This is a genomic window from Pseudomonas sp. WS 5079 (assembly GCF_012985465.1).
Taxonomy (GTDB): domain Bacteria; phylum Pseudomonadota; class Gammaproteobacteria; order Pseudomonadales; family Pseudomonadaceae; genus Aquipseudomonas.
Map to the genome: position 1 here is coordinate 1,019,613 of NZ_JAAQWN010000001.1, position 17,010 is coordinate 1,036,622.

At 63.2% G+C, this 17,010-nt stretch carries 16 protein-coding genes; 11 read left to right on the forward strand and 5 right to left on the reverse strand.

Going from position 1 to position 17,010, the window contains the following annotated elements; all coding sequences use genetic code 11:
• Nucleotides 1-27 precede the first annotated feature (27 nt).
• Genes HBO05_RS04340 through HBO05_RS04355 form a run of 4 tightly spaced genes read right to left on the reverse strand, consistent with a single transcriptional unit; the run spans nt 28 to nt 3,551 of the window.
• Nucleotides 28-744: an ABC transporter ATP-binding protein gene (locus HBO05_RS04340; protein WP_169957249.1), complete on the reverse strand. Its 717-nt coding sequence runs from the start codon at nt 742-744 to the stop codon at nt 28-30.
• Entirely contained in the window at nt 737-1,510 is a 774-nt protein-coding gene (locus HBO05_RS04345; RefSeq protein WP_099168260.1) for an ABC transporter ATP-binding protein, read from the reverse strand. The genes HBO05_RS04340 and HBO05_RS04345 overlap by 8 nt, the downstream gene beginning before the upstream one ends.
• On the reverse strand, nt 1,507-2,607 hold the full coding sequence (locus HBO05_RS04350; protein ID WP_169957247.1) for an ABC transporter ATP-binding protein: 1,101 nt from the start codon (nt 2,605-2,607) through the stop codon (nt 1,507-1,509). The genes HBO05_RS04345 and HBO05_RS04350 overlap by 4 nt, the downstream gene beginning before the upstream one ends.
• The gene (locus HBO05_RS04355; RefSeq protein ID WP_170041592.1) at nt 2,604-3,551 is read right to left on the reverse strand and encodes a branched-chain amino acid ABC transporter permease; all 948 of its coding nucleotides are present in this window, start codon (nt 3,549-3,551) and stop codon (nt 2,604-2,606) included. Before HBO05_RS04355 ends, HBO05_RS04350 begins: the two co-directional genes overlap by 4 nt.
• Before the next feature lie 207 nt (nt 3,552-3,758).
• Here HBO05_RS04355 and HBO05_RS04360 point away from each other — a divergent pair, with 207 nt between their 5' ends.
• Together HBO05_RS04360 and HBO05_RS04365 are read left to right on the forward strand one after the other, a co-directional pair.
• The gene (locus HBO05_RS04360; RefSeq protein WP_169957245.1) at nt 3,759-4,664 is read left to right on the forward strand and encodes a LysR substrate-binding domain-containing protein; all 906 of its coding nucleotides are present in this window, start codon (nt 3,759-3,761) and stop codon (nt 4,662-4,664) included.
• 123 nt (nt 4,665-4,787) lie between these two features.
• The gene (locus HBO05_RS04365; protein WP_169957244.1) at nt 4,788-5,216 is read left to right on the forward strand and encodes a hypothetical protein; all 429 of its coding nucleotides are present in this window, start codon (nt 4,788-4,790) and stop codon (nt 5,214-5,216) included.
• 81 nt (nt 5,217-5,297) lie between these two features.
• Here the strand turns inward: HBO05_RS04365 and HBO05_RS04370 are convergent, their stop codons facing one another.
• The gene (locus tag HBO05_RS04370) at nt 5,298-5,765 is read right to left on the reverse strand and encodes an Lrp/AsnC family transcriptional regulator (RefSeq protein ID WP_169957257.1); all 468 of its coding nucleotides are present in this window, start codon (nt 5,763-5,765) and stop codon (nt 5,298-5,300) included.
• A gap of 161 nt (nt 5,766-5,926) precedes the next feature.
• Here HBO05_RS04370 and HBO05_RS04375 point away from each other — a divergent pair, with 161 nt between their 5' ends.
• The 9 genes from HBO05_RS04375 to HBO05_RS04415 all read left to right on the forward strand — a co-directional run bounded on the left by HBO05_RS04375 (nt 5,927) and on the right by HBO05_RS04415 (nt 16,519).
• Nucleotides 5,927-7,747: a tyrosinase family protein gene (locus tag HBO05_RS04375; RefSeq protein ID WP_172311823.1), complete on the forward strand. Its 1,821-nt coding sequence runs from the start codon at nt 5,927-5,929 to the stop codon at nt 7,745-7,747.
• Nucleotides 7,744-9,477 (forward strand): hypothetical protein, encoded by a 1,734-nt coding sequence (locus HBO05_RS04380; RefSeq protein WP_172311825.1) that lies wholly within the window; start codon nt 7,744-7,746, stop codon nt 9,475-9,477. Before HBO05_RS04375 ends, HBO05_RS04380 begins: the two co-directional genes overlap by 4 nt.
• Nucleotides 9,478-9,629: 152 nt before the next feature.
• Nucleotides 9,630-11,228 carry a hypothetical protein gene (locus HBO05_RS04385; protein WP_172311827.1) on the forward strand — a complete coding sequence of 533 codons (1,599 nt, stop codon included), beginning with the start codon at nt 9,630-9,632 and terminating at the stop codon, nt 11,226-11,228.
• Nucleotides 11,225-12,046: a hypothetical protein gene (locus HBO05_RS04390; protein WP_172311829.1), complete on the forward strand. Its 822-nt coding sequence runs from the start codon at nt 11,225-11,227 to the stop codon at nt 12,044-12,046. The genes HBO05_RS04385 and HBO05_RS04390 overlap by 4 nt, the downstream gene beginning before the upstream one ends.
• Nucleotides 12,047-12,173: 127 nt before the next feature.
• Nucleotides 12,174-12,893: a response regulator transcription factor gene (locus HBO05_RS04395; RefSeq protein ID WP_172311831.1), complete on the forward strand. Its 720-nt coding sequence runs from the start codon at nt 12,174-12,176 to the stop codon at nt 12,891-12,893.
• Complete coding sequence (locus HBO05_RS04400; protein ID WP_170058438.1) at nt 12,890-14,230, forward strand: sensor histidine kinase; 1,341 nt, start codon at nt 12,890-12,892, stop codon at nt 14,228-14,230. Before HBO05_RS04395 ends, HBO05_RS04400 begins: the two co-directional genes overlap by 4 nt.
• A gap of 195 nt (nt 14,231-14,425) precedes the next feature.
• Entirely contained in the window at nt 14,426-14,713 is a 288-nt protein-coding gene (locus tag HBO05_RS04405; RefSeq protein ID WP_169957354.1) for a DUF3649 domain-containing protein, read from the forward strand.
• Nucleotides 14,710-16,248, forward strand: a complete 1,539-nt coding sequence (locus tag HBO05_RS04410) for a PepSY-associated TM helix domain-containing protein (RefSeq protein ID WP_172311833.1) — start codon at nt 14,710-14,712, stop codon at nt 16,246-16,248. Before HBO05_RS04405 ends, HBO05_RS04410 begins: the two co-directional genes overlap by 4 nt.
• A gap of 1 nt (nt 16,249) precedes the next feature.
• Nucleotides 16,250-16,519: a DUF3325 domain-containing protein gene (locus tag HBO05_RS04415; RefSeq protein WP_169957351.1), complete on the forward strand. Its 270-nt coding sequence runs from the start codon at nt 16,250-16,252 to the stop codon at nt 16,517-16,519.
• Nucleotides 16,520-17,010: the final 491 nt, after the last annotated feature.

Consider the following 17,010-nt stretch of genomic DNA (forward strand, 5'->3'; position numbering starts at 1 on the left):
CGGGCGTCCGGTGGCGTTTGTCATGGGTTATTCACCGAGGTAGGCACTGCGCACCTCGGGGTGGTCGAGCAATTGCGCGCTGGCGCCGCTGAGGCTGATGCGCCCGGTGTCCATCACGTAGGCGCGGTCAGTCACTTGCAGCGCAAGGCGCGCATTCTGCTCCACCAGCAGCAGGGTCATGCCCTGGCGGCACACATCATCAATCACCTGGAACAGCTTTTCGACCATGATCGGCGCCAGGCCCATGGAGGGCTCATCAAGCACCAGCAACCGCGGCTTGGACAGCAGCGCACGGGCCAGGGCGAGCATCTGCTGCTCGCCGCCGGAGAGCAGGCCGGCCGATTGCTGCAAGCGCTCTTCCAGGCGTGGGAAGTGCTCGAACAATTGGCGGATTTCCAGGCTCACCTGGTGCGGGTCGCGGCGCAGGAACGCCCCGGCCTGGAGGTTTTCCAGCACGCTCATGCGCGCAAAAATGCCGCGCCCTTCGGGCACCATGGCGATGCCCAGGGTCAGGCGCTCATGGGGCGCCAGGCTGAGGATCGAGCGGCCGGCAAAGCGGATCTGCCCCGCAGCGGCCGGCAGCAACCCGGTCAGGGCCTTGAGGCTGGAGCTTTTGCCGGCGCCATTGGCGCCGATCAGCGTCACCCGTTCGCCTTCATTAATATGCAGGTCCAGGGACTTGACCGCCTCGATGGCACCGTAGCGCACCTTCAGGCCGTCAATCTGCAACAACGCTTCAGACATGGGCGCCGGCTCCCAGGTAGGCCTGGATCACTTGCGGGTGGCGGCGCACTTCGGCCGGCGCGCCCACGGCGATCACGCGGCCGTAGTCCAGCACGCTGATGCGGTCGCACACGCCCATCACCAGCTTCACGTCGTGTTCGATCAGCAACAGGGTGTGGCCGTCGTCGCGGATTTTTTCCAGCAGGCTGCGCAGTTGCACTTTCTCGCTGGCATTCATCCCGGCGGCCGGCTCGTCGAGGGCCAGCAGGCGCGGTTCGGTGGCCAGGGCGCGGGCAATTTCCAGGCGCCGCTGGTGGCCGTAGGACAGGCTGTCGGCACGGTAGTGGGCAAACCCGGCGAGGCCGACATAGGCCAGCAGGCGGTGGGCGTGGGCGCGGGTCTGCGCTTCTTCCTCGCGCCCGCGCGAGTGCCCGCTCAAGGCCGCCCACACGCCGTTATGGGTGCGCACGTGGCGCCCGACCATGACGTTTTCCAGGGCGCTCATGGCGTTGAACAGGCGGATGTTCTGGAACGTGCGCGCAATGCCGGCACGGGCCACCTGGTGCACCGCCGTGGGCTGGTACTCCTCGCCGTCGAGCTGGAAGCGCCCGGAATCCGGGGTGTACAGCCCCGTCATCACATTGAAGAAGGTGGTCTTGCCGGCGCCATTGGGCCCGATCAGGCCGTAGATTTCCCCGGCCTCGATACTCAAGCTCACGTCATCGAGCGCAGCCACGCCGCCAAACTGTTTATTGACCTTCTCGATCTGCAATAACGGATGGTTCAAGGTGCACCTCCTGTGCGGCTCGGCCAGAGGCCGGCGGGTCGATACAGCATCGCCAGAATCAGCGCCAGGCCGTAGAACAGCTGGCGGATAATCTCCGGGTCCACCAGCACTTGGCCAAACAGCGCCTGCTGCAAGGGGCCCATGCTGGCGCGCAACGCTTCGGGCAGGGCGGCGAGCAACACGCAGCCCAGAATCACCCCGGGGATATGCCCCATGCCGCCGAGCACCACCATGGCCAGCACGGCGATGGACTCATTGAGGGTGAAGGATTCGGGTGAAACAAAGCCCTGGAATGAGGCAAACAGCGCCCCGCTGATCCCGCCGAACGCCGCGCCGATGGCAAATGCCAGCAGCTTCAGGCGCAGGGTGTTCAGGCCCATGGCCTGGGCCGCCTCTTCGTCCTCGCGGATCGCCATCCAGGCGCGGCCGATACGCGAGCGCTGAAGGCGGATGCAGGCAAACAGGATCAGCACCACCAGTGCGGCGAACAGGTAGTAATAGAGGTAGACCGAGGGCAAGCGCAGGCCGAACAGTTCCTGGGTACGCCCCAGGTTGACCCCCAGCAGCGTCACCGGATCGACCTGGGCGATGCCCTTGGGGCCGTTGGTGAGGTTCACCGGGCGGTCGAGGTTGCGCAGCAGGATGCGGATGATTTCGCCAAAGCCCAGGGTGACGATGGCCAGGTAATCGCCGCGCAGGCGCAGGGTCGGCGCCCCCAGAATCACCCCGAACCCCGCCGCCAGCAGCGCCGCCAGCGGCAAAATCAGCCAGATCGAGGTGTGCATGCCCTGCGGCATCAGCGCCAGCAAGGCCGGGAACTGTTGCAACAAATGGGGCGATGACAGCAAGGCCGCCAGGTAGGCGCCCACCGCGTAGAACGCGATAAAGCCCATGTCCAGCAGGCCGGCATAGCCCACCACGATGTTCAGGCCCAGGGCCAACATGATGTACAGCAGGGCAAAGTCCAGGGTGCGCACCCAGGTATTGCCGCCGGCATGCCCGACAATCCACGGGGCCAATACCAGGGCCAGGGCAAACAGCAACAGCCCAAGGCTGGCGCGTTTGCTCGAAGGGCTCACAGCGGTTGCCAGGCTCATGCGCGGGTCGCCAGTCGTTCGCCCAACAACCCCTGGGGCCGGAATACCAGCACCGCGATCAAGACGATGAAGGCGAATACGTCCTGGTAGTTGCTGCCGAACACGCCGTTGGTGGCGGCCCCCAGGTACCCGGTGCCGAGGGCTTCGATCAGCCCCAGCAGCAGGCCGCCGAGCATCGCGCCCTTGAGGTTGCCGATGCCGCCCAGCACCGCCGCGGTAAACGCCTTGATGCCGGGCAAAAAGCCCATATAGAAATGCGCGCTGCCATAGTTGCTGGCCATCATGATGCCCGCCAGCGCGGCCAGGGCGCCGCCGATGGCGAAGGTCATGACGATGATGCGGTTGGGGTTGATGCCCATCAGGCTCGCCACTTGCGGGTTCTCGGCCACGGCGCGCATGGCCCGGCCAAAACGCGTGCGCTCGACCAGCAGCAACAGCCCGACCATCAGGCTCAAGGCCACGCCAATGGTGGTCAGGGCGGTGGCATTGGTCACGGCGGCGTGGGTGGCATCGCCGGCCAGCACTTCGATGGGTTCCAGGGGCAGCAATTGCGGGAACATCTGCGGGTTACGGGTCCAGACCAGCATCGCCACGGTCTGCAACAACAGCGACACGCCGATACCACTGATCAACGGCGCCAGGCGCGGGGCGTTACGCAAGCGCCGGTAGGCCACGCGCTCGATCACCACCGCCAGCACCGCACAGAAGGCCATGGCGATCATTGCCGCCACCAGCAGCAACAGCACCGGCGGCATATCCGGCCAGGCCGCCTGCAACACCCGGATCACCGACAGGCCCACCAGCGCGCCGATCATCAACACATCGCCGTGGGCGAAGTTGATGATCCGCAAAATGCCGTAGACCATGGTGTAACCCAAGGCCACTAAGGCGTAGAGACTGCCCGACAGCAAGCCGTTGAGCAGTTGCTGGATAAACGCATCCATGAGAACCATCAACTCCATACACAGAAAACATCGGTGCCAGGGCGCACCGACTAAAAGTCCGAGCGCGGAACACTAGTTATTTATTCTGTTTTTATCAAATATCTGAAAGGAATATGTTTATACCCAATACCAAACGCCCTATATGCGGCACATTTTCCACACTGATGCCGCTTTATTTATCTTTTCACTTGGTATTTAATTCAACACATGAATAATTTAGAACAGTTAGCCAACGATCCACCCTTGCGTGCCGTGCGCACGTTCGAAGCCTTTGCCCGCCATGGTGGGGTGAATGCCGCCGCCCGCGAACTGGGGGTGTCGCCCTCGGCTGTCAGCCATCAGTTGCACTTGCTCGAAAGCTTCCTGCAACAACCCCTGACCCTGCGCCAGGGCCGCAACCTGGGGTTGACCGACGAAGGACGCGAGTACTACCGGGCGATTCGCTCGGCATTCGCGGTGCTGCGCAGTGCCACCGAGCACGTGCGGGAAAAAAGCGCGACGCGCCAGGTCACCATCAGCCTGATCCCGATGTTCGCGACCCACCTGTTCATCCCGCGCCTGCCGCAGTTTTTGAGCGCCAACCCGGCGCTGGATATCAACATCACCTACGCCAACCACCGCAGCTACCCCAGCGATGCCGCCGACCTGTCGATTCGCTTCGGCACCGGGCACTGGCCGGGGTATCACAGCGAGCCACTGATCAGCGGCGCGGTCACGCCGTTCTGCAGCCGCGAGTTCCTCCAGCGCCACGGCCCCATCGCCACGCCGCAAGCCCTCAGCGAACTGCCACTGCTGCACGACGAAGAGCGCGGTACCTGGGGCCAATGGTTCGACGCGGCCCAGGTGCCGCACACCCACTCGCACAATGGCCTGCTGCTGGAGGACGGCCAGTTGACCCTGGTCGCCACCCTCACCGGCCTGGGCTGCTCGCTGTTGCGTGCGCCGTTGGTGGCGCCGCTGGTGGCCAGGGGGGAACTGGTGCAACTGTTTGACGTGCAGGCAGATGACGGGCGCCAGTACTACCTGTGCCGCCGGGCCAACAGCGAGTTGTCGAGCGAAGGCAACAACCTGTACGACTGGATCAAGGGCCGCCTGGGCCACAGCCCCGTGTAGGAACAGTGGTTAACGATGCCGCGGGGTGCCCTCTCAGGGTTTTGGCCGGCAAGCCGGCTCCTACAGATGGGGTATGATGCCGCGCTTTGAAGAACCAGCTGTAGACCTGCGAGGAAACGCACCTTGAGTAACGACGCAAAAATGACCGGCGACCTGTTCGAAATAGACAAGCGCCTGTCGCTCAAGCCTGTGGTGGATTTCAATAGCTACCTGCAGGCGGCCTTCGGCGATGGCCCTTGCACCTGTGTGCGCTGTGTTGCCAGTGCGGGTGACGAGAAAGGTTACGAGTATCAGCACAGCTTCAACTTCCTGGGCCAGGTGGCCCACCGGCGCTTTGCGTTGACCGCTGGCAGCGATGTGCTGCAGATGCTGAAAAAGGCCTGGCTGTCGTACACCAAGGCCGAGCTGCCTGGCAGTGGCGACTTGGCGCTGGAGACGGTCAAGGAGTTCGTCGAGCCGCAGTTGCACAAGCGCTTGCTGCCGCTGTTGCTGGCCAGTGGGTTGGTCAAGGATGTCGAGGGTGGGTTGCAGCTTCAGGCTGTGGCGGCCTGATAGACAACCGAATCATTACAGCGAACGCATCACCCTGTGGGAGCAAGCCCGCTCCCACAGGGTGATGCGTCTCATGGGCGTCTACAGATGTTGCACGCCCTGCAACGGCAACTCATAAGACTTCTTCACGGTGCGCACCACCAACGTCGAAGAATACGTACGAATCGGAATATCCCGGTAAGTGTCGAGAAACCGATAGATGTATTCGGTGTACTCCGTGGCATCGCGAAACTTGGCCACCATCACAAAATCAAACTCTCCGGTCATCAGGTAGCAGTCCTGGATCTCCGGGTGATTGGCGAGGATGTGCTGCATCTTGCGATCAATGTCGTTGCTGTCTTTGTCGAGTTTGATCAAAAAGAACGCAGTGACCTGGATCCCCAGCTTTTTTTCATCCAGCACCGCGACTTTCGCCTTGATGATGCCCACGCTCTCCAGGCGCCGGATGCGCCGGTAACAACTGGTCGAGGACAGCCCCACGCTGTCGCTGAGCAGGTCCAGGCTTTGGGTGCAGTCTTTCTGCAACTTGCCGAGAATTTTCAAATCCATGGCGTCTGTCATTATTTCCACTTCTTCCTTGAGAAAACTGCAATGAATCCGCCGTAAAAGCGGGCCAATTTGCACAATTCTCTGCACAGTGGCCCGTTACTATCAAATCCAGCTTAGCAGCCCCGGCAGATCCAGCATGGGGGCTGCATGAGAGGGATCTTATGATAGTCGCGAAACCGACATGGACCGCTGATATCCAAGGGCTTTTCACCGCGCCTTACTGGATCCCGGCGGCAGATCGCGCCAACGTCGCAGGCTCGTGGATGCGCTGCATGAATGCCTACGATGTGTTCCTGCAAGACCCCGATTCGGTCAAGACCTGGTCCGAAACCATCTACCAGCACCTGGCGTCGCGCAATATGCCGCTGACCCTGGATGACCGGCAGTTCTGGCCTATCGACGCCCTGGAAACCTTCCGGTTGTGGGTCAACCAGGGCTGGCGCCTGAACAGCTTTTCGCCGTTCGACATCGCCGAGCGCATCCCCCCTCCAGACCTGCCGCACCCGGTCAAGCGCGTGCGCCAGGACATCCGCGCATTGAGCCAGGAGCAACTGGACCTGTACCGCGCACGGCTCGACGACGTGATGCAGATCGGCAATCCGGACAGTGGCTCACCCTGGCAGCGCTATGCCTATATCCACACCAACTGGTGCCTGCATTACCAGGAAGCCTTTGCCCTGTGGCATCGCGCTTACCTGCTGTACCTGGAAGCCTTGATTGACTATCCGATCCCCTACTGGGACTGGATGGCCGAGGACGCCAGTGTCGACGGCAGCCCCCAGGCCGGCCTGCCCCAGGCCTTTCTCGATGAGACCTATGTGCACCCGCACAGCGGCGAGGTGCGGCGCAACCCGTTGCGGTATGCGGCGGCCAAGGATGGCCGCTCGAAAGTCTGCGCCTCGGGCAATGTCGAGAGGGTGGACTGCGGCTTCGTGCAACGCAACCCGCTGTTCTACACCCAGGGCGACCAACAGCGGTTCAAACGTACCCAGCTGTACGGCATGAGCCGGATTTTCCAGCAGCAGGTGGTGGACGCCTTGAAATTCAAGACCTTCAGCCAGCCCCAGGGCGTGCCGGGGTATCCCTGGGCCAATATCACCGTGTTTGATCCACCGCAAAAGGACGCGCTGTACCCCAACCGCACGCTGAATTTCGATGGCCTGTACGAACAGCCCCACGACAACTATCACGGCTGGATCGGCGGCGATATGGCCGACAACGCCTACACCGCGTTTGACCCGCTGTTCTGCTCCTATCACGCCAATATCGACCGCGTGCTGGAGATCTGGATCCGCGCCAACCCGGCGGCGCAATACACCACCCAATGCCTGCTCCAGCCGTTTGCCGGCAGCCAGGCCGACGCGGTCACGTTCACCAGTGCCGATGCCTGGCGCTACACCACCCTGGGCGATATGGCCCAGGACAGCCGGCACATCGGCTACGACTACGCCACCCCGGTGGCGCCGCCGTTCGGCGCCCGCCGCGCCAGCGCCAGTGCGTGCTGCCCCCACAGTGCCGCGCCGGTCCAGGAGCAGGCCCAGGCCAGCGGCCCATGGGTGGTGTTCGACCATGTGCGCTGCACCCATGACACCTATTTGATCGACGTGTTCCTCAACCAGCCCGACGCCACGCCCCAGCAGGTCAACGCGGATAACCCGCACTACGTCGGGCGCTTCAGCCGCATCGGCATGGGGCTGGTGGATGACAAGGGGCGCTGCATCACCCACGGCGTCTGCCGCGCACTGAATGCGGCGCGCAGTGCCACGGCGTTGCACCTGGGCCCCACGGACGCCGTGCAGTTGAGCCTGCTGGTCACCCATCTCGATAGTGGCCGGGTATTGGCGCCGCAAGAGTACGCGCCGCTGCCTGGCTTTATCGCCCAACTGGTGTGGGACGACCCGCGCCAGACCGTTGCCGACCCTCCCCCGAGTGCCGGTTGCTGCGCAGCTTCTACCCCCACACCCCATGGAGATCTGTCATGAGCACGCCGTTCAAGCAATTCACCTCCCCCGCTGGGCAAGCACCAAAGGACTACAACAAGCTGGGCCTGGAAAACCAGTTGCCGCAATTTGAAACCGACTGGAACAACGACGTCACCGGCTGGACCGAAGCGGCGATCATCGGCAACCCGTGGTCGGGCCTCAATGACGCGCCGCGCTCGGGCTATTACAACCCGCTGGTCGAGGGCTATGGCGACGTCACCCCGCCGGCAATCACCTGGCAACCCTTCCCTAACCGGCTGTGGACGTTTTTCTACAACAACGGCACGGCCGTGATTCCGCAACTGGGCGGCAAGGCCATGACCCTGCAACAGGTCATGGAACTGACCGACAACGGCCAGATCACCCTCAACAACACCCTCTACACCCTGTACGACCCGGACAAGAAAGGCACCCTGCTACAACTGCCGGTGACCCGTTGCCCGAGTATCGACTGGAACGGCAAGTACAAGGATTTCTCGCCCTCCGGCCCACGGGGTTGGCTGGACGAATACTGCGAGTGGTCAATTGTGCGCGATACCAACGGCAAGATGCGCAAGATCACCTTCACCAGCGAAAACCCGGCGTACTTCCTGGCCATGTGGCGCATCGATCCGAATGCAGTGCTGGGGCTGTATCGCGACTACATCGACCCGAACGTGCAACTGCAAGACCTGTACCTGCGCTACACCGCCAACTGCCCGACCGGCAATGCCGGTGACCCGGTGATCGACCCGACCACGGGCCTGCCGGCCTACGACACCGTCAACAAATGGAACGCCGGCACCGCCTGTACCCCCGGCCAGTTCGGCGGCGCAATGCACCTGACCTCCGGCCCCAACACCCTCAGCGCCGAGGTGTACCTGGCGGCAGCGGCCACGATCATGCGGCCCCTGAAAAGCAGCCAGAACCCCCAGTCACTGATCTGCTGCGCGCAGTATGGGCAGAACTATCGCAACTCCGACCCGCATATCGGCTTTGCGGCCAATGAGGCGGCCATCAGCAGCCGTATTTCCCTGACCAACCCCATCGCCCTGTACCTGCAACAGCCCACCAACTTCAGTGCCTGGAAAGGCCCGCAGGGGCAGGATGTGAGCCAGTACTGGCGCATCACCCGCGGTACCGCCAAATCGGCGATCAACGGCTCCGACCAGATCCTCCAGGCGGTGTTCGAGGTCCCGCAAAGCGCGGGGTTCTCGATCAATGACATCACCATCAACGGCCAGGCCGTGGACTATGTGTGGGTGATTGCCCAGCAACTGCTGGTGGGCCTGAGTGTGACCGCCACCCCAAGCACCACGGCGCCGCCGTCCCCTTGCGTGCAGGACCGGGTCAATGGCCTGCAACCCTGGCCGGTGCAGCTGTTGCCGCTGGACCTGTTCTACGGCCAGTCGCCCACCGACCTGCCGGCCTGGCTGGCCCCAGGCAGCAGCGGGCAGTTCGCGCTGGTGGTGCAAGGCGCCGACCTCAAGACCACCGCCGCCACTGCACGGATCCAGTTCAGCAACCCCGGGGTGACCGCGCAGGTCACGAAGTTTTTGCCCGATGCCTCTGCCATTCCCGGCCAGACCAATGCGGGCGGTACCCAGGGTTACATCATGACCATCAGCGTCGCGAAGGATGCGGCGCCGGGGCTGGTGACGGTCCGCGCGCTCAACCCGGGCGAAGCGGATAACGTCAGCGCGGCGGACCACCCATGGGAATCCGGGCTGGCGCTGGTGCCATCCCTTTAAGGGCACCCCCCCTCTGGGAGCTGGCTTGCCAGCGAAAATCCTCAACGATAACGCGGGGTATCTGATGCCCAGCGGTGCTCTCAGGTTTTTCGCCGGCAAGCCGGCTCCTACAGAACGGCTAGAAGCTTCACCTTCATGCAAGGAGCGCGATGATGTACAGATTTCGCTTACGTGGTCTGCTGCTGGTCAGCACGCTGCTGTCGCTGTTTCTCCTGCCCACGGCCCAGGCATCGGATGCCGATACCTGCGTCCAGCAGCAGTTGGTGTTCGACCCCAACAGCGGCGGTTTTCTACCCGTCAACAATTTCAACACCACTGGCCAGAGCTTCATGAACTGTTTTGGCTGGCAGCTGTTTATTGCCCTGAACTGGCCCGTGGATCCCGGATGGCCAGCCAATGCAGCCCTCGCGGGCGAGCCGAACCGCAAGATCAGCATGGCGCAATTTGGCGTGCCCCAGGTCGCCGGGCAACCCATGACCACCGCGCCGGTGTGGGCAAGCTTTAAAGACGCTAACGATATATTCCTGCCCGGCGCCCGACCGCCCACAGGCTGGGGCGTGCAGACATTGGTGCCGTCCAATTGCAGCAGCCAGGACAGCCTGCAGGCGCTGTCGGTAGGCGCGCGCAAATTCATGAACGCCACCTCGGAAAGCGCGACCAACGCCAAGCATCGCTTCCACTTGTCCAGCGGCACCCTGGCGTCGATTCCCGACCCGATCATGGAGGCCGCCGGTGGCTGGCTGACGGACCAGACCGGCAACCTGGTGTATTTCGAACGCAAGGTGGGCAAGGCCGAGTTTGACTACATCGTCGACAACGGGTTGTACGATGCGGCCAATCAACTGGCCGTGGCACAGAACAGCGATGGCAAGCACCCTGCCGGCCTGTCGCTGCCGGCCGGCGAGCTGATGCGTTCGATGCCGGCCAAGCCGCTGCCCCAGGAACAATTGGGCGCCCTGGAACTCAAGGCCGCCTGGCGCATCCTCACCGGCAAGCCCCAGCTCTACGGGCGCTACCTGACCACCGTGGCCTGGCTCAAGAACCCCGCCACCCTGCAATGCACCCAACAGGTGGTAGGCCTGGTGGGCCTGCATATCATCAACAAGACCCAGAGTTCACCGAACTTCATCTGGACCACCTTCGAGCAAGTGGACAACGTACAGGAACCGGGGCAAAACCCGGCGCAACAGACACCGCCCGACGGCTATACCTTCTACAACCCCGATTGCAGCGGTGGCCCTGACGTGTGCACGCCGAACGTAGCCCGCATCCAGTGCAAGCAGCACCACCCCGATCGCGAATGCACCGAGCCCTATCCCCGCAACCAACCGGTGCAGACCACCCGCGAACACCCCTTGCCTTCGGACATGCAAGCGCTCAACGGCGCGGTGCAGGCCAGCTTCGCCCAGCAGACCAGCGGCCAGTCGGTGTTCCAGTACTACAAGCTGGTCAATGTGCTGTGGATCACCGCCCCGACACCGCCGGACCCCGAGCCGGGCGCCGGCGCAAAGGTGCCCCTGTCCTATGGACCCTTTATCAGCGATAGCAACGTACCGGTGGCCAATACCACCATGGAGACCTACGTCCAGGGCCTGAACTGCAATGATTGCCATCAAAAGGCAACGATTGCCGGCGACCCGAGCCTGGCCTCGGACTTTTCGTTCCTGTTCAACAACGCCGATTCGGCCAAGCAAAAAAGCCTGATCAAGCGCGTGCATGCCTTCGAAACCCTCAAGGACGGTCAACCATGAAACGCTCCCTCGCCACTCTCCTGCTCGCATTATCGATGGCCCTGGCCCCCCTGGCCCTGGCCCATTCGCCCCATGAACTGCATGCAGTCAGCAACGGCGCCGATGCCGATGCACCGGGCAACCACGGCATGTTCATGGTTGGCTCGCAGACCCTGTTTTTGGTGCACATGCCGATGTTCACCACAGAAAAGCACATGTACCAGATCGTCCTGCAGGCCAGCCTGCCCGCCGACGTGATGACCAAGTACCAGGCGCTGCGCGCGGCCAACCCGAGCAAGCCGTATAACCTGATCAATGTCGATAACGACACCTTCACCCTGCCCCAGCTCAAGGCCGGTGAGGTGACCACGTTCAAGGCAACGATCTTTGACGGCTACTCCAATGATGGCGGCGGCACACCGGGGCCGGTGTTGTTTGACAACGTGCCGGTGACGGTCGAAGCGGTGGTGATCTACCGGCCGTTCAACCTGGGCATCGACCGCCCCAAACAGCTGGTCTACACCTTGTTTGGCCGGGGCAATGAGGCGCACTTGACGCACTACATCGCCCAGGATCCGGACTTCCAGGAAATCATTACCCTGCCTGGGCCACCAGCACCGTTTTCGGCGGCGCAGTTGGTGTCTACGGTGGATTTGAATTTCACCACCGTGCAATCGTTGCCGATCGTATGCCAGTCGCCGCTCAAGCCCGGGGTTTACCCAACGTTGCTGGAGGGGCGTGCGGATGCGCCGGTGGCCCTGGATCTGGGACCGGCAGCGCAGCGCGTGTGGTATTCGACGGGCAATCTGTTGAACAAGACAGACCCTTGTCAGCGTTAGGCGGCGCCATTGACCTGCATACGGCCGTTTTCTCCAAATGCAGCAATAATCCGCAATCGATAGGAATGTGGCGGGAGATTTGCCAGAATGCGCGACTTAGAAACATTCGCATTCGCAGGAAATTCCCATGCACGCCCACCCTTCGCTCCCCGCTGCGCGTCGCATCCTCGCCGTCGAGGATGACCCGGTGCTCGCCGCCCACCTGGACAGCCACCTGGGCCAACGTGGCTTCGATGTTACGTTGCGCCAGGACGGTGGCGAGATCGTCGAGTTGGTGCGCGCCCAACCTTTCGACCTGATCCTGATGGATATCATGCTGCCGGGCAGCAGCGGCCTGGAGGTGCTCGCGCAACTGCGCCGGCATCAACGGGTGCCGGTGATCCTGATGTCGGCCCTCGGTGCCGAGCAGGACCGCATCACCGGGTTCAGCCAGGGCGCCGACGATTACCTGCCCAAGCCGTTCAGCATGCTGGAGATGGATGTGCGCATCGACGCGATCCTGCGCCGGGTGGCCTATGAACATGAGGTGCCCGGCACGGCGCGCAATGAGGACCCGCAACTGACATTCGACGAACAACGCACCGATGTCAGCCTGAACGAGCAGTGGGCCGACCTGACCACCACCGAGTATCGGGTGCTGGAAACCCTGGTGGCCCATGTCGATGAGGTGCTGACCAAGGCGTTTCTGTACCAGCAGGTCATGCACCGTGCCTATTCCAGGCATGATCGCAGCCTGGACATGCATGTCAGCCGCATCCGGCGCAAGTTGCAGGCCATCGGCTACACCGCCGGGCGCGTGGAGACGGTCAGGAGCACCGGCTACATCCTGACCCGGCTGCAAGCATGAGGCTGCCCAACCGCCATTCGCTGTTGTGGAAACTGATCGGCTTGCTGGCGGTACTGTGCCTGTTGGTGGTCAGCCTGCAAGTGGATGTGAGCCAGCGTATCTATGAAGCCACCGCGCGCCTGCCCGCCCCCACCCGCTACATCCTCGGCGAATACGCGCGCCAGGCCGAAATGGCCTGGCGCGAGCGCGGTGCGGCAGGGGTCGATGAGTTCCTCAAAAGCCTGCGTGCCCAGGAGCAGGTGTGGGCGGTGGTGGTGGACGACCACCATTCGCTGTCCTCCCAGGCCTTGACCACGGTCGAACGGCGCAAGCTGGACTTTGTGCGCCAGATCGACTGGCCCGTGGGCCGCCCTGGTGGCCGGCCAACGTTTTACATGCCGTTCAGCGACGGCGCAGCCCGCCTGGTCATGGAGTTGCCGCTGCACCTGGACCCGCGCCAGGGCCGTGGCCTGTGGGACATTTTGCTGCGCCAGGTGCTGCCGACAGGCCTGGCGTTGTTGTTTGGCGTGCTGTTGTACCGGGTGCTGATTTCACCGCTGGTGATCCTGCGGCGCCAGGCCAATGCCCTGAGCGCCGGTGACCTGGCCTCGCGGGTCGGGCCGCAGGTGACGCGCCGCCGCGATGAATTGGGTGAGTTGGCCCGGGCCTTCGATCATATGGCCGAGCGCCTGGAAAGCACGGTGGTGCTGCAACGGCGCTTGCTGCGGGACTTGTCCCACGAACTGCGCACGCCCTTGAGCCGGCTGCGGGTGGCCGGTGAGCGCGAGCCTGATCCAGGCGCCCTGCGCCAGCGCCTGGAGCGCGAAGTGCAAGGTATGGAACGCTTGATCGGCAGCACCCTGGAACTGGTCTGGCTGGATACCGAACGCCCATCCATGCCCGTGGAAGCGGTCGAGATGGAGCCTTTGTGGGACCTGCTGCGCGAAGACGCCTGCTTTGAAAGCGGCTGGCCCAGCGAACGCCTGCCCTGCGAACTGCCCGCAGGCGTCTGGGTGCTGGGCAACCTCAATGGCCTGGCCCAGGCCCTGGAAAATATCCTGCGCAATGCCATCCGCCACTCCCCCGAACACGGTGTGGTGCGCTTGACCGGTGTGCTTGAGGGCGATTTCTGGCACCTGTGCATCCAGGACCAGGGCCCGGGGATCGAGCCCGACAAGCTGGAACAGATCTTCCTGCCCTTCACCCGCCTCAATGCCGCCCGCCCGGGTGGTGACGGTTATGGCCTGGGCCTGTCGATTGCCCGCAGCATCGTGCAGTTGCAAGGCGGCCAGCTATGGGCACAGAACACCACGCCCGGGCTGTGCCTGCATCTGCGACTCAAAGTGTATAAGTTGTAAATTGCGTTTACTCTCATATGAGAATCACTAGCATTCGAGCCAACCCTATGCATGGTCGCCCTCTGTAGGAGCCGGCTTGCCGGCGATGGCGGCGATGGCGGCTGATAAGTCAGCACAAGGCTTAAAGGCCTCATCGCCGGCAAGCCGGCTCCTACAGGGGGATATTCGTTGCTGACCTGATTCTGATGAGTCCCCATGAAAAGCAAATCCCCTGCCTGGCCGACACTCTCGCGGATGGTCGCCGCGCTGATCGGCGGCTACCTGTTTACCTATGCGTTTACCGCCGCCCTGGCGCGCCTGTTGCCCATGGACAAGGTGGATGCCCTGGTGGTCGCCAGCCTGCCCTCGTTCCTGATCTACACCCTGGCGATCCTCTGGGCCTTCGCCTGCCGCAACGCCTGGCGCGCGTGGGCCGGCATGGCCCTGGCACTGCCCTTGGCCGCCATCGGCTTCTGGCCCCAATGGCGTGAGGTACTGGGATGAAACACAGGACCCTGACCCAGGCCATGGCCTGGCTGCATACCTGGAGCGGGCTGGTGTTCGGCTGGCTGCTGTTTGCGATCTTCCTCACCGGCACCCTGGCGGTGTTCGACAAGGAAATCGACGGCTGGATGCGCCCGGAAATCCCCACCTCCACCCTGTCGCAAAGCGCTGCTGCGCAACAGGCCCTCGGCTATCTGGCGCGCCAGCATCCAGAGGCGCGCACCTGGAACATCGGCCTGCCCGGCGAACGCTCCGACACCCTGACCGTATCGGCCGGCGAACAACGGCGTGGCGGCGGCACCGCGCTCGACCCGCACACCGGCGAGCCGCTGGCCGTGCGCGAAACCGCTGGGGGCGGGTTCTTCTTCCGCTTCCACTTCACCCTCAACCTGCCGCGCGAACTGGGGATCTGGACGGTCGGCCTGGCTGCAATCGCGATGCTGGTGGCATTGCTCAGCGGAATCGTGATCCACAAGAAATTCTTCAAGGAATTCTTCACCTTCCGCCCGGCCAAGGGCCAGCGTTCATGGCTGGATGCGCACAACGCCACTGCAGTGCTGGTGTTGCCCTTTCACTTGATGATTACCTACACCGGGCTGGTGATTTTCTACCTGATCTACATGCCGGCGGCGGTGGACGCGCTGTTTGACGGCGACCGCGACAACCTCTTCCGCGCCTTGCGTGGCGCGCCCGCCGAGCACCAGGTACGCGGCGAACGCCCCAAGCACAGCGAGGCCGCCGAACTGACAGCGCTTGGCCCGGTGCTGGCCGAGGCCGAGCGCGCCATGGGGCCGGTGTCCAGCTTGTCGATCCACAATCCCGGACGCAGCGACGCACGGATCGAGGCGCGCCCGGTGCTGGGCAACCGCATCGAGTTGACCAAGGGCCAGAGCATGCTGTTTGACGGGGTCAGCGGTGAAGTCCTGCGCCAGCCGGCGGTCAGTCGGCCCAGCCTGCTGACCCAAAAGGTCATGGCCGGCCTGCACTTTGCGCAGTTTGGCGGCTATTCCATGCGCTGGTTGTACTTTGTCTGCGGCCTGGCCAGTTGCGCGATGCTGGCGACCGGCGTGGTGCTGTTTACCGTCAAGCGCCGCCGGCGCCACGATGGCGAAGGCGCGGTCGGCGCCCTGCTCTACCACATCGCCGAGCGGCTGAATGTGGCGGTGGTGGCCGGGCTGATAGTGGCGTGCGTGGCCTTGCTGTGGGCCAACCGCTTACTGCCGGTGGAACTGGCCCAACGCGGTGGCTGGGAGGTGCGGGTATTTTTCCTGGTGTGGCTGCTGAGTCTGGGCCACGCGATTGTCCGCCCCTGGCGCAGTGCCTGGCGCGAGCAACTGGGCTTGGCCGCCGCCCTGTGTATCACTCTGCCGGCCCTGAATCTGCTGGGGCAAAGCCTGGGTGATTACGTCTACCTGGAATTGACCACCGTGGGCCTCGGCCTGCTGCTGGCCTGGCCGTGCTGGAAGCTGTACCAGGCGCCCAAGGAACGCAGCGCACGGCGCGTGGCCAAGCATGCCGTGGCGCAGGTCAATTGAGATGGTGTTGATAGTCGCGTTATTACTGGCCTGCGCGGGGATGGTGGGGTTGTGCCTTGGGTTGGAGCGCCATTACCAGCAACTCATGCGGCGCCTGCCCTCGCCGATGCTGCGACGTGGCCTGCGAGTGCTGGGCTGGGGGATGCTGGCGGCGAGTCTTGCCGTCAGCGTACTGGGTTGGGGCTGGGCGATGGGGCCGGTGGCGTGGTTCGGCTTGATGTCGCTGGCGGGGCTCGGCGTGGTGTTTCTGTTGCCCTATAGCACCCGTTGATTACCCAAAAAAACTTGTGGGGGCTGGGTTTGGGTACATATCCGTTGCTGCGGTCATGGCCACTTAGGGTTCCGCCCTTACGGCGGGTCACTTTCGAAAAGTGCGAAAGTAACCAAAGCGCTCTTGCCCCACCACTCGGTGCCTCGCCTAGGCTCGGCATGCCCGCAGTCAGGCATTGCTCCGTGGGCCCGCCGCGATCGGCCATCGTGGTTTGACGGGGCACCCAAGATCAAAAGCCAGATCAAAAGCAGAGCAACAGCAACAGTAGAACCAGAGCGCGAAGCTGCATTCCCCTGTAGGAGCTGGCTTGCCTGCGATGACGCCCGAAAGAACACATCAGAGTATCTGGTATTCATTCGTCATCGTTAACGACCATCGCAGGCAAGCCAGCTCCTACAGGGGTACGCGTACGCTTCGATGATCAGGTCGGCTGTCAGGCCGCCTCGCTTAGCTTGTGAAGGCGCCCCGTTAAACCACGCTGGCCGTTCCGA